This window comes from Streptomyces sp. NBC_01618 (assembly GCF_045209435.1).
In the GTDB taxonomy this organism is placed as follows: domain Bacteria; phylum Actinomycetota; class Actinomycetes; order Streptomycetales; family Streptomycetaceae; genus Streptomyces.
The window spans coordinates 8,096,802-8,108,488 of sequence record NZ_CP109297.1; the positions used below are offsets into that span (position 1 = coordinate 8,096,802).

Below are 11,687 nucleotides of genomic sequence, written 5' to 3' on the forward strand. Positions count from 1 at the left end.
GCAATTCGTTCAGGCGGAGAGTCGGTAGCTGAGTCGTTCGAGCCTGCTGTGGCGGGGACGATCGAGGGGGTCTGTGGTCCAGTGCGCGTCGAGCCTGATTACGTTGAGTGCGGTGGCGGAGAAGGCGTGTTGGAGGCGGACTTTCGGTAGGCCGCGGTAGCGGGCCCGGCGGATGCCGGTGATGTCGAGGGCCTGGTTGATGGTGCCCTCGACGCCGGCGCGCAGGGCGTACTTGTTCTTCCAGGTGTCGGTCTTCTGCTCGGCGCGGGCCCGGGCGAGGTTCTCGTGGAGTTCCTCGGGTCGCAGGGTGAGCATGCGGCGCCCGGTCTTCGAGGTGGTGCACTGCTTCTGGAAGGGGCAGTCTCGGCAGGTCAGGACACTGAAGGTGATGACGATGGCGTCGGTGCCGTGCTGTTTCACCGGGTTCCAGTGGGAACTGGTCTTCCCGGCGGGGCAGCGGACCTGGCGGGTCTTCCAGTTGATGGTGAAGGCGTTCTTGTCGAAGCCCTCGGCGGCCTTGGCCTGCGCGGAGCGGTCCAGGAGAACGGGGGTCACCATGCGGATGCCCTGCTTCAGGGCCTTGGTGATCAGGTCGGCCGACGGGTATCCGGAGTCGAGGTAGTGCTCGGCGGGCTTCACCTCGCGCTCGGCGAGGTTCTTCTGGATCGGCGCGGTCGCCTTCACATCGGGCACGGTCGCGTCGGTGGTGTGCACGTCGGTGATCAGATTCGGCATCACCCCTGCCCCTGCCCCTGCCCCTGCCCCTGCTACGGCGTCGGCGTCGGCGTCGGCGTCGGGGAGTTTGGTGCAGGTCTCCGTGAGGTGGATCTTGTAGCCCATCCAGAACAGGTCATCGTCCTTGGCCGCCCACCGTGCGTCACGGTCGTAGGGGGAGGCCAGGCGGAGTTGACCGGGCGGGACACCGTCGTCGGCGTCCCGCTTCCTGATCACCTGCCGTCCCCGCGTGTCGCTGCGGATGATGTAGGTCTGCACGAGGACCTGCCGCAGCAGGTGCACGGCCTCGATCTCCCGGATCCAGCCCGGGGCGTCCTCGGCCCAGGCCGCCCGGCACAAGGCGAGGGCATCCTGCCCGAAGACCTGGGCGAGACGGTCACGTCTGGTCTGCGAGGGCGGCATGCGCCAGCCGTCGACCCGCGGGCCGTACCGCTCGGCGAACTCAGTGACGTCGATCTGCCCGGCCAGCCAGACCGGGGCCGCGACCGCCAGGGCCTCCAGGGCCGCTCGCACGCTCTCCCCGGCCAGCTCCAGGCGGTTCAAGTCCCGCACCGCACTGATCACATGGGTGGAATCGGTACGCTGCTTGCCTCCGGCCGCCACCAGACCGGCCTCCTTGCAGTGCTCCAAGAGCCGGTCGAAGACCACCCGCTCCATACCATTGTCCGCGAGCCGGGTCCGGAACCTGGACAGCACACTGGCGTCGAATCCGGTGTCCGTCAGCTCCGCACCGAGCGCGTACTTCCAGTCGATCGCCCGCACCGCCATTGCCGCGGCCTGCCGATCCGTCAGATCCTCGGCGAACTGCAACACCGTCACCAGCGACAACACCCCAGGTGACAGGCCCGGTGCCCCACGCACCCCGAACGCGGCGGAGAACGGCTCATCAGTGAAGACCTCCGCCAGGCGGTTCCGCACCCGTATCGCCAGACTCCCCTTCGGGAACGCCGCCCGAGCCACCATCACGGTCTGCGCCGGGATCTCCGGCAGCCCCACCGGGCGCATCGACATCCGTACCGCCTTCACGGCCGCAAGACAGAGAAGCGACCTCAGGAACGATCATCGCGGACCCGCCCCACCCCCGCAGCGAATTGCGCAGCAGAGTCGACAGCGGGCCCAAAGCGCTCGCCGACATCGTCCTCCGTGAGGCGGAAGGCCGACTGTCCGCGACGCTGGAGGGCACCGTGTGACCGGACTCGAATGGTCTAATCATCAGAATGTTCCGTGTATCTTTTGCTGTGAACGGCGGCGAACGGACGGGGAGGTGTCGCGGATGGTGCGTCTGACCCGGGCTCAGCAGCAGGAGCGCACGCGCGCGGCCGTACTTGCCGCGGCGGAGGCGGAGTTCACCGAGCGCGGCTACGCGGCGGCAAAGGTGGACGAGATCGCCGAGCGGGCCGAGCTGACGCGTGGCGCGGTGTACTCGAACTTCCCGAGCAAACGCGCTCTCTATCTGGCGGTGCTGGTCGACATGGTCGAGCGTGCCGCCACGGCTGAGCACAGCGGCACCGCGGAGCGGAGCTGCACGACGGAGCAGAACGCCATCGCGGAGTCTGACACCACCAGCGCGGTCCCGCAGCCTCCGACACCGTCTGCGGGATCCATCACCGACGCGTTGGGCGCGTTCGCCCGGACCTGGCTCGAACGAATGCCGCTGGCCGACGGCACCCCCTCCTTCGGCCGGGTGCATCTCCGCTCGCCGGCCGGGGTTCTCGACGACGAACCGATCCGCGACGCGTTCGGACAGGTGACCCACCTCGAGGCTCTGCTGCTGGCACTCGCGCTCGAGTCGTACGCGCCCGCCGACGCCCCGTCCGTGCGCCAAGTCCGGCGGGCCCAGCTGGTCCTGAGGCTGCTGGAGGGCCCGGGTGCCTCGGCGGATCCGGCGCTCGGCTTCGGCGACCCCTTCGACATCGTTCAGGCCTGCGCGCATCTGGGCGGGCTCGCCCTCGCCGACACCTGGAACCCTCCGCACCTGCCCTACGTCCCGCCGGCCCGAGCCTGCCGGGACCGCTGGTCCCCGCCGCAGGAGCTGCAGGATCTCATCACGCACCGCCCCGTCGGCTTCGCCGAGGACGGGGTGATCACGCTCCTCGGCACCAACCGCCTGAAAGCCGCCGAGGAGGCTGTCCGCGCCGCACGGACCGGCGACCGGATCACCGTGGTCGTCACGACGGCGGACCCGGCCGAGACCGGCCGCTTCGTACAGCTGAGGGCCGGTGACTTCGCCCGGTGCCTGCGGCGCGTGTTCGAACCCGGCGCCTGGCCACGCCTCCGCCTCGTCCTGGACGAGCGCGGTCTGCTGGCGTCAGCCGTCGGCGTACCGGATGCCGACGACGCCACCGAGTACGCGGTACGCGTGCAGCACGGCACGATCGTCACCCGAGCCCAAGGACCCGGTGCCGCCCATGGAGCGGCCACCTTCGATCTCACGACCGCAGATGTCTCCCACACCGCACCCGATGGGGCCGCGCCATGACCCAGCCTGTTTCGGCCCACGCGACCAGCACCGACCTGCTGGTGCTTCACACCCTCCGCTGCATCGGCTTCTCCGGCCTCTCCGGGGTGGCCAGGGCGTCGGGACTCCCCGAGTCCGACGTCGAATCGGAACTGATCGACCTCGCCGTGGCCGGACTCGTCACCCATGCCGCGGGCGACTTCGGCGGATGGGGCCTTACGGAGGAGGGCCGAGCCGCGGACGCCGAGCGGATCGCCGACGAGTTGAAGGAAGCCGGAGCCTGGGCCCGAGTGACCGCGGCGTTCGACCGGTTCCTGGTGCTCAACCCCGAGCTGCTCGATCTCTGCACGGCATGGCAGACCCGCACCGTAGACGGCTCCATGACGATGAACGACCACAGCGACCCCTCCTACGACGCCCGGGTACTCGACCGGTTCACGGAGTTCCACCAGCGTGCCGAGCCCCTCTGCGCCGAGCTGTCCGCGGCGCTGCTCCGCTTCCAGCGCTACCCCGTCCGGCTCGCCGACGCGCTCGCCCGGGCGAGGGCCGGCGCTCTGGAGTACGTGACGGACAGCACGTCCTCGTATCACACCGTGTGGTTCCAGCTGCACGAGGACCTGCTGGCCACCCTCGGCATCCCGCGTCACTGAACCCGCCGCCCGCCACCCGGCGCATGGCGCAGGACCCGCAGCCGAACCAGCAAAGGCGACGCAGAGATGACCACGCGATGACCTGGATTCACCCGCTTTCGGCCGATGTCGAGGAGACGGCGGAAGTCCTCGGTGGCAAGGCACACGGTCTCGTCGTGCTCCGCCGTCTGGGACTGCCCGTGCCGCCGGGCTTCGTCATCAGCACGGAGGCGTGCCGCGCCTTCCTCCGTACCGGACGGCTGCCCAGCGGCCTCGACGCCCAACTGGCGGCCGCCGTCGCCGGCCTCGAAGCCGCCACGCACCGCAGGCTCGGCGGTCCACGGCGGCCGCTTGCGGTGTCCGTCCGCTCCGGCGGCAGCGTGTCGATGCCCGGCATGATGAGCACCGTTCTCAACCTCGGGCTCACCACCGAGGCGACCACCACCCTGGCCGACGAGACGGGCGACCTGCGGTTCGCACTCGACTCGCGGCTGAGGTTTCTGACCAGCTTCGCCTCCGAGGTCGCCGGCGTGGGCCCGGAGAGCCTGGCGGGCATCGACCGTGCGCTCGCCGGACAGGACACCGACACGAGCCGCCTCGCCGAGGCGATCCAGGACGTCGAGCAGCTCATCGCAGAACGCAGCGGCGACACCGTGCCCGAGGACGCCACCCGCCAGTTGGAGCTCGCCGTCGAGGCCGTGTTCTCGTCATGGAACACACCGCGCGCGAAGACCTACCGCGAACTGCACGGCATCCCGCACGACCTCGGCACCGCCGTGACCGTACAGGCGATGGTGTTCGGCAATCGTGACCAACGCAGCGGGACGGGCGTCGCGTTCAGCCGTGATCCCAACACCGGCGAGCATGTCCCCTTCGGTGAGGCCCTGTTCGGCCGCCAAGGCGAAGACGTCGTCTCGGGCTCGTCGCTGACCGAGCCCCTGAGCGAACTGGCCGACCGGGAACCCGAGGTGTGGACCCGCCTGCTGTCCGCCCTGACCCGGCTCGAGGAGAACTACCGCGACGCGTGCTACGTCGAGTTCACCTTCGAGGCGGGCGAACTGTGGATCCTGCAGGTGCGACCCGGGCGGTTCGTCGGGCGCGCCGCAGTCCGGGTCGCGGTCGACCTAGCCGACGCGGGAACGATCGGGCGCGACGAGGCGCTGCTCCGCGTTTCACCGCAGCACCTCACCCACGTACGTACGCCTCGGATCACGGCGATCGAACCCCGCGACCTGTTCACCCGAGGGCTGGGCGCCTCCCCGGGAGTCGCTGTCGGCCAAGTGGCGACCACCGCCGACAGCGCGGCCCGGCTCGCCGCGGGAGGGCCGGTCGTCCTGCTGCGCCCCGAAACCTCCCCGCTCGACATGCACGGCCTGGCCGCCGCCGCCGGGGTGGTCACCGCTCGCGGCGGCCCGACGAGTCATGCGGCCGTGGTGGCGCGGTCGATGGGGAAACCCGCCGTCGTGGGTGCCGCGAACCTCACCGTCGACGCCGCCAACGGCTGCGTCCGGGCAGGCGGACGCACCCTGCCCGAAGGCACCCTCATCGCCGTTGACGGAACGGGCGGAGAGGTCGTCGTCGGCGAGCCCCGCATCGCCGCGTCCTCGACCGACCCACAGCTGCACCGGCTGCTGGGCTGGGCCGACGACGTCGCGGGCGACAGGACCACGGGCCGCAACGAATCCGAACGCCTCACCTCGGCACAGGCCGCCCTCCGGCGGACCGGCGACGGACCGGAGAGCTACCTTCGCCCACAGCGGTGACGGTCCGGCCGGTAGGACGAACAGCCCGAGCACTGGAAGCGGATCGGGCAGGCCCGGCCACCGGCCTTGACGTTGGACGGCTCGATGCAATTGCCGAAGGGAACCGCGACAGAGCTCAGTTCGTAGGCGGCTTCCGAGGCCATCGGTGCGGCACGACCGTGCCGGTCCACGCTCTGCAACCTCAGCACGTCCATGGCCTCGCGCTTCATTTTGGCCGACACTAATGGTGACGTCGGGTATTGGAACTGTCTGAATGCCCCTGTGGTCAGAGCGGCGCGAGGATCATGAGGACCTCGTCGCGGGTGTCGTGGGGTGCGAGCCGGAGGGCGTCGGGCCAGCGACCAATCTCACGCCATCCGAGCCGCCCGTAGAAGTCCTCCAGGCCCTCGCCGCCCCGGGCTGCCAGATGCAGTTGTTCGAGGCCAAGCTCGTCGCGGGCGATCTTCCGGAGCTCGTGGACGAGAGCGGATCCGATGCCGCGACCGCGGAAGGCGGGGTGGGTCTGGAGGTGGTGGACGGTGCCCCAGTGCTCGACGAGTCGGTAGGGATCGCGGTTGAGGATGACCTATCCGGCAAGGACGCCGTCGGCTTTGGCGATGAGGAGTCGGCTCTGCTGCGGGTCGAGACGGCTGAGGAGTCTGTCCGCGACGGGCGCGACGTCGTTTTGGCTGACCGGGGGGAACGGGAATCCCGCGGCGCCGCCGGTGTTGGTGACCGCGATCCAGCAGCCGATCAGCTCTTGCCGGAGTTCAGGAGCGACGTCGTGCGGGTTGATTATCTGGACAAGGCGGAGGGTGGTGTCATTCGGCATGGGGCGGAGGATGCCAGAGGGGTCTGACACCCTCCCCGGACTCAGGAGCTCGTCGTGCGTTGGCTGACTTCGGCGGCGTAGTTGGCCCAGTCACCGGCGGACAGACGTTGCCAGGCGACGGCGACATCGGTGTCGATGCCCAGGGTGCGGGCGGGGATCTCGGTGGCGAGCTGGAAGAGCGCGGTGCTGCGGGCCTGGTTGGGACGGATCCCGAGCTGGTTGAGGCGTTGTGTCAGCTGCTGCAGCAGACCGCCCTCGCCCGTCAGCCGCAACCCACCCGCCTGAGCACCCGCGATCAACTGCTCGATCAGCCGGTCATCCGCACCCACGGCCGGCACCCCGGCCACCTCCCCGGCACCCGACTCGGCCACACTCAACTCGGTCATCAACTTCCGCTTCCTGCTCGGGAGTTACACCGATCACCGTACAGATCCGCCCGCGGCTCACTCCATGAGTCGCGGGCCCGACCGCAGCCGCGGCGTCGCGTCGCCTGGCACGCACGCTGGCGGCGTTGCCAAAAAGGGGCCGGTTGGTTCAGGACCAGCAGACGCTGTTCGCGCGAGTATGCCGTCCGGTCGCCACACGGGACACTCAGGGTGCTTTCTACCGGGACTGGCGGCTGACCGCGATCGACGGCACCCGTGAACCGGCCGTACTCGGCGCCTTGCTTGGCCCGGCCGTAGACCCGCTTGTGGGTGGAGTCGACATCGATGAACGTCTTCTCGCCGGCGCCGGGCAGCAGTGGGGTGTGCGCGGCCAGCGCGGCCAGGAACCTGCGGTAGACAGCGTGGAGTTGGAGTGCGTGACCGTGGGTGAACGAACGGAGGAAGGTGCCCAGCGTGGACGGCGCACGGATACCCGTGAACACGGCTGGCATCGCGCCGTGCCGCAGCACGTGGAGGTCGTCGATACTGTCCGCGCCCGCCGCCATGCCGGCCACGATGCTGCTGACCTTGGCGTCCGCCGACGCCCCCGTGCCGTTCGTCGCCTTGCTCAGCTTTTCCTTCTGCGTCACCAGGCCCGACAGCCCGCACCGTTCGGCCAGTCGCATCACCGGAACCAGACCGGCATGCGCGATCAGATTCGGGTCATCGAACGCGGCGGAGACCGCCGCTGGAGTATGGGAAACTTACATCTCGGAAGTGCCTTGCCGATCGTGCGTGCTGGAAGCCTCAAGAACTCCCATCATCGCAGGTCACAAGGCACTTCCTTGTTTCCCGAAGAGTCATCCACAGCCATCAGATCGGTGGATCAAGGCTTAGGGAAGGGACGGTACACCTATGCGGTCTATACCGATGGCGCGGTATCGGGGATGTCGGCGCGTCGGCCGGACTTGACGGTGCTGGACGCGGACCTGGTGCAACGCCTCTACGACATGGTGGTGTTCGGAGAGTTGGACCGCATCGGCCGCACAATGCGGGAGATCCATCGCTGGGTCTATGACACCACGGACATCGAGACCGGCCGAGGGCGGCGAGTCCGCGTGGCGACCGCGGACGGCCGCATCGACAGCGAGCGCACCCTGTTCGGCATCCAGCTGAGTCTGATGGCCTACATGGCCGAGCTGGAGCACACCCTAACCCTGGAGCGCACCCTGAGTGGACGGGAGTTGAAACTGGCCGCGGGCGGTTGGCCCGGGGGAGTGACACCGTTCTGGCTGATGCTGCCGGCGCGGGGCTCCAACGAGGCGCCGACCCTGCGGTCCCAAGGGGTGGAGCTGCTCGAAGTCCACCGTCGAGACGCTTCCCCGTGTCCAGGCGGAAGGTGCCGTGCGGGTTGGTGTTGGACCAGAGGAACGTGCCGCAACCCGCACGAGCCGACAGCCCTGAAGTGCGGCCCCACCGGCCGTTCGACCCCCCGCGACAGACCCCGGGTGATCAGGCCCTTGACGTCGGTGCGGGCCCGTGCCCGGCTCCCTCGGCTACCACGGCCGCACCTCGGTGGCCACAGGCAGAGGCAGGCGGGTGAGCGCGGTCCGGTACTCGGCGACGATGCGCTCGACGACGGCGGTGGCGGGGAGGACCGCGTCGATCAGACCCGCGGACTGCCCTGCCTCGACCTTGCCCTCACGCACGCGGCCGTGCAGGGCGGCGTCCTTGAGACTGGCGGACTGGAACTCCTTGCGTCGTACGCCGAGTTCGGCGGCGGACTCCTCAAGACGCTGCATGCGGACGGTGAAGTCGTTCTCGACAGCGCGGATGAGGCCGAGCCCGTGTCCGACCGTGCGGGTGTCCTCCACCCCGGCAGCGAGGACCGCCTCCTTGTACTCGGGGTGCACGGTCGCTTCCTCGGTGGCGAGGAACCGTGTGCCGAACTGGGCGGCGCCCGCTCCCAGGGCCAGCATCGCGGCCAGCCCGGCACCGTCCGCCACACCACCGGAGGCGACCACCGGAAGGCCCTCGACGGCCGAGACCACAGCCCGCACGAGGACCTGCGTGGCCACCATCGCGGGCGGCGGGTGCCCGCCGGCCTCCCCGCCGACGACGACCAGACCGTCGACTCCCGCGTCGGCGGCCTTGCGGGCATGCTCGACGCCGGCCACGACGTGCAGGCAGACGGTACCGACGTCGTGGAACCGTTCCAGGTAGCGGCGCGGTCCGCCCTGGGACGCGATCAGCACTGGTGGGCGCCGCTCGAGGAGCAGATCGATGACGTCGTCGGCTCCCGCCCGGTAGAGCGGCATATTGACCCCCCAGGGGTCGTCGGTTCCCGCGGCCATCTCGTCGAGCACGCGAGCGAGGTCGTCCAGACGCATGGGTCCTGCGGCGACGACGCCCAGCCCGCCGGCCCGGGTGACCGCGAGGGGCAGAGCCGAGCTGGACGAGGCCCAGGACATGCCCGCCTGGATCACCGGGAGACGGACGCCGAGCAGGCCGGTGACCGGGGTGGGGATACTGGTCATGCCGATACCTCGTGGTCCTGCTGGGCGAGAAGGGTGCGGGCGTGTGCGGCGAGCCGGTTCTTCTGGACCTTGGAGCTGGCGGTCATGCCGATGTCCTCGAAGCCGTCCACGATGCGCAGATGCCGTGGAACCTTGAAGCCCGCCATGCGGGTACGCGCCCAGGCGATCAGCTCGTCCTCGGTGGTGCCCGGCTCGGTGAGGACGACGAACGCGAACGGCACCTCGACCAGCCGTTCGTCGGGAACACCGACCACGACGGCCTGCCGGATACGCGGATGGCGGTGGAGGGTGTCCTCCACGTCGGCCGGTGCGACGTTCTCGCCTCCGACCCGGATGATGTCCTTGGTCCGCCCCATGAAGTGCAGGCGTCCGGTGGCGTCGAGCGCTCCGACGTCGCCGGTGGCCAGCCAGCCGTCGGAGTCGATGGCCCCCGCGGTCGCCTCGGGGGCGTCCAGGTAGCCCTGCATGACGTTCCATCCGCGTACCAGGATCGAGCCGGACTCGTCCGGGGCGCAGTCCCGGGTGCCGTCCGCGGCGCGGATGCGGACCTCGACGCCGGGTTGCACCTGCATCGCGCCGGATGCCCTCACCTCGTCGTCCTCCCACCAGCAGGACTGGGAGACGTTCGGAGAGGCTTCCGACAGCCCGTATCCGGCGACGCACTCGGCCGCGCCCAGCTCATCGATCACCCTGCGGATGACGGTGGCGGAGGCCGCGACCCACGCGCCGCGCAGATGGAGCGTGCGGTGGGCGCGGTCGGGGTGGTTGAGCAGCATCAGGGCGATGGTGTCGTTGCCGGAGAAGTGGCTGCACCGTTCGCTCTCCAGCAGCCGCAGCGCCTCGGCTGGCTCGAACTTCGGCATCGTGACCAGGGTGGTGGCGTGCTGGATGGACGCCAGCACGGACAGGGTGCTCCCGGCGACGTGGAAGAAGGGCCGGGCGCTGTGGAAGCGGTCCCCGGGGCGCAGGCCGAGGCGGGCGCCGGAGAAGAACGCGTCGGCGCACATACTGCGCTGGGTGAGCAGTACGCCCTTGGGGCGGGAGGTCGTGCCGGAGGTGTATTGGACGAGCAGGATGTCGTCCGGGGTACCGGTCGCGGGGACCTGGCCGGTTGCTTCGGACAGGAACCGCGGCCATGGCGTCGCCCAGCCGGGCACCTCTTCCCCGCACACGACGACCCGTTTCAGGTCGGGCAGGCGGACGCTGGTGGCGGTGCCGTCCGCGCCGAGGCCGAGAGCGCTCAGGATGGCGAGGAAGTCGACGCGCAGCACCCGGTCGGCGACGAACAGGGCGGAGACCTTGGCGTGGGTGAGGGTGTGCTCCACCTCGTCGGCGGTGTAACGGGTGTTGACGGGAACGGTCACCGCGCCGACCGATCCCAGGGCGACGAACAGGGCGACCCAGCGGGGGCCGTTGCCGAGACATAGCCCGACACGGTCGCCCCGGCCGATGCCGACGGCGGCGAGAGCGGCCCGGATCCGGGTGACCTCGGCGGCGAGCGCACCGTAGGTAAGGCGTTCCTCGGCGGTGACCACGGCCTCCACGTCGGGGGCGAGATGCGCGGCGCGCTCCAGTGCCTCGTGGGCGGTCAGGGGACATGTCTGCCTGAGGTTCATCGCTGCTCCACCTCGCTGGTCACGGAGTTGTCAAGGCCGCCGCGGGCGAACCGGTCGACGCCGTCGCGCCAGCCGCCGTCGGACAGGCACTGTTCGATGGCCGCCATCTCGATTCTGATGCCGCGGTCGAGATCGGTCTCGCCGCCGAGGTCGACGGCTCGCTTGGTCAGCGCGATGGCCAGCGGCGGCGCCTTCGCAATGGTGGCCGCGACATCCGCACCGGTCTGTGCCAGCAGGTCATCGGGTACGACGCGGGAGACGACGCCCAGGTCAAGGGCCTCGGCGGCGGCCATGGCGCGTCCGGTGAAGAGGAGCTCCTTGGCGCGGCGCTTGCCGATGGCCCGTTGCAGGCGCTGGGTGGCGCCGACCGTGCCCCAGTGCGGTTCGGGGAAGCGGAACGTGGTGCTCTCCGCGGCGACGGCGAAGTCCGCGGCCAGGGTGATCTCACCACCGGATCCCACGACCGCACCGTGCAGGAGGGCGATGACCGGGTGGCGGCACTGTTCGATGGCCTCGTAGGCGGCGAAGGAGGCGAGCCGCCTGCGGCGGACCCAGGCGGCGTCCCGGCCGGACCGTTCCTTGAGGTCGGCCCCGGCACAGAAGGCGGGCCCCTGGGCGGACAGGAGTACCACGCGTACGTCATCGTCCGCGTCGAGTTCCTCGAAGACGGACCGCAGCTCCCGGCACATCGGCAGGTCGACGGCGTTACGGGCGCCGGGCCGGGCCAGTTCGACGCGGGCGATGCCGTCCGCGACCACGCGACTCACACGCGG

At 70.1% G+C, this 11,687-nt stretch carries 10 protein-coding genes and 2 pseudogenes; 4 read left to right on the top strand and 8 right to left on the bottom strand.

Annotated elements, in window-relative coordinates; translation table 11 throughout:
* Positions 1-9: 9 nt before the first annotated feature.
* A complete protein-coding gene (locus tag OH735_RS37795) occupies positions 10-1,746 on the bottom strand; it encodes an IS1182 family transposase (RefSeq protein ID WP_406386291.1) in 1,737 nt (578 codons plus the stop codon).
* 262 nt (positions 1,747-2,008) lie between these two features.
* Between OH735_RS37795 and OH735_RS37800 the strand changes: the two genes are divergently transcribed.
* The 3 genes from OH735_RS37800 to OH735_RS37810 all read left to right on the top strand — a co-directional run bounded on the left by OH735_RS37800 (position 2,009) and on the right by OH735_RS37810 (position 5,585).
* Positions 2,009-3,214, top strand: coding sequence for a helix-turn-helix domain-containing protein (locus tag OH735_RS37800; protein ID WP_406386293.1), 1,206 nt, complete (start codon positions 2,009-2,011; stop codon positions 3,212-3,214).
* A complete protein-coding gene (locus OH735_RS37805) occupies positions 3,211-3,843 on the top strand; it encodes a transcriptional regulator (RefSeq protein ID WP_406386294.1) in 633 nt (210 codons plus the stop codon). The genes OH735_RS37800 and OH735_RS37805 overlap by 4 nt, the downstream gene beginning before the upstream one ends.
* Before the next feature lie 77 nt (positions 3,844-3,920).
* Entirely contained in the window at positions 3,921-5,585 is a 1,665-nt protein-coding gene (locus OH735_RS37810; RefSeq protein WP_406386296.1) for a pyruvate, phosphate dikinase, read from the top strand.
* Positions 5,586-5,587: 2 nt separating this feature from the next.
* Here the strand turns inward: OH735_RS37810 and OH735_RS37815 are convergent.
* From OH735_RS37815 to OH735_RS37830, 4 genes and pseudogenes are all read right to left on the bottom strand, one after another.
* Positions 5,588-5,806, bottom strand: a pseudogene (locus OH735_RS37815) (site-specific integrase); the annotation flags it as partial.
* Positions 5,807-5,850: 44 nt separating this feature from the next.
* The gene (locus OH735_RS37820) at positions 5,851-6,147 is read right to left on the bottom strand and encodes a GNAT family N-acetyltransferase (RefSeq protein ID WP_406386921.1); all 297 of its coding nucleotides are present in this window, start codon (positions 6,145-6,147) and stop codon (positions 5,851-5,853) included.
* Positions 6,148-6,437: 290 nt separating this feature from the next.
* Entirely contained in the window at positions 6,438-6,782 is a 345-nt protein-coding gene (locus OH735_RS37825) for a hypothetical protein (RefSeq protein ID WP_406386297.1), read from the bottom strand.
* Positions 6,782-7,447: a hypothetical protein gene (locus OH735_RS37830; protein WP_406386298.1), complete on the bottom strand. Its 666-nt coding sequence runs from the start codon at positions 7,445-7,447 to the stop codon at positions 6,782-6,784. The genes OH735_RS37825 and OH735_RS37830 overlap by 1 nt, the downstream gene beginning before the upstream one ends.
* A 69-nt stretch (positions 7,448-7,516) precedes the next feature.
* Between OH735_RS37830 and OH735_RS37835 the strand changes: the two are divergent.
* A pseudogene (locus OH735_RS37835) lies at positions 7,517-8,017 on the top strand (recombinase family protein); the annotation flags it as partial.
* 300 nt (positions 8,018-8,317) lie between these two features.
* Here OH735_RS37835 and OH735_RS37840 read toward each other — a convergent pair.
* From OH735_RS37840 to OH735_RS37850, 3 genes are read right to left on the bottom strand one after another with little or no spacing between them, the layout of a single operon-like run.
* Positions 8,318-9,298, bottom strand: coding sequence for an NAD(P)H-dependent flavin oxidoreductase (locus OH735_RS37840; protein ID WP_406386300.1), 981 nt, complete (start codon positions 9,296-9,298; stop codon positions 8,318-8,320).
* Entirely contained in the window at positions 9,295-10,914 is a 1,620-nt protein-coding gene (locus OH735_RS37845; RefSeq protein WP_406386302.1) for an AMP-binding protein, read from the bottom strand. The genes OH735_RS37840 and OH735_RS37845 overlap by 4 nt, the downstream gene beginning before the upstream one ends.
* Positions 10,911-11,681, bottom strand: coding sequence for an enoyl-CoA hydratase/isomerase family protein (locus OH735_RS37850; RefSeq protein WP_406386304.1), 771 nt, complete (start codon positions 11,679-11,681; stop codon positions 10,911-10,913). The genes OH735_RS37845 and OH735_RS37850 overlap by 4 nt, the downstream gene beginning before the upstream one ends.
* Between the last annotated feature and the right edge of the window lie 6 nt (positions 11,682-11,687).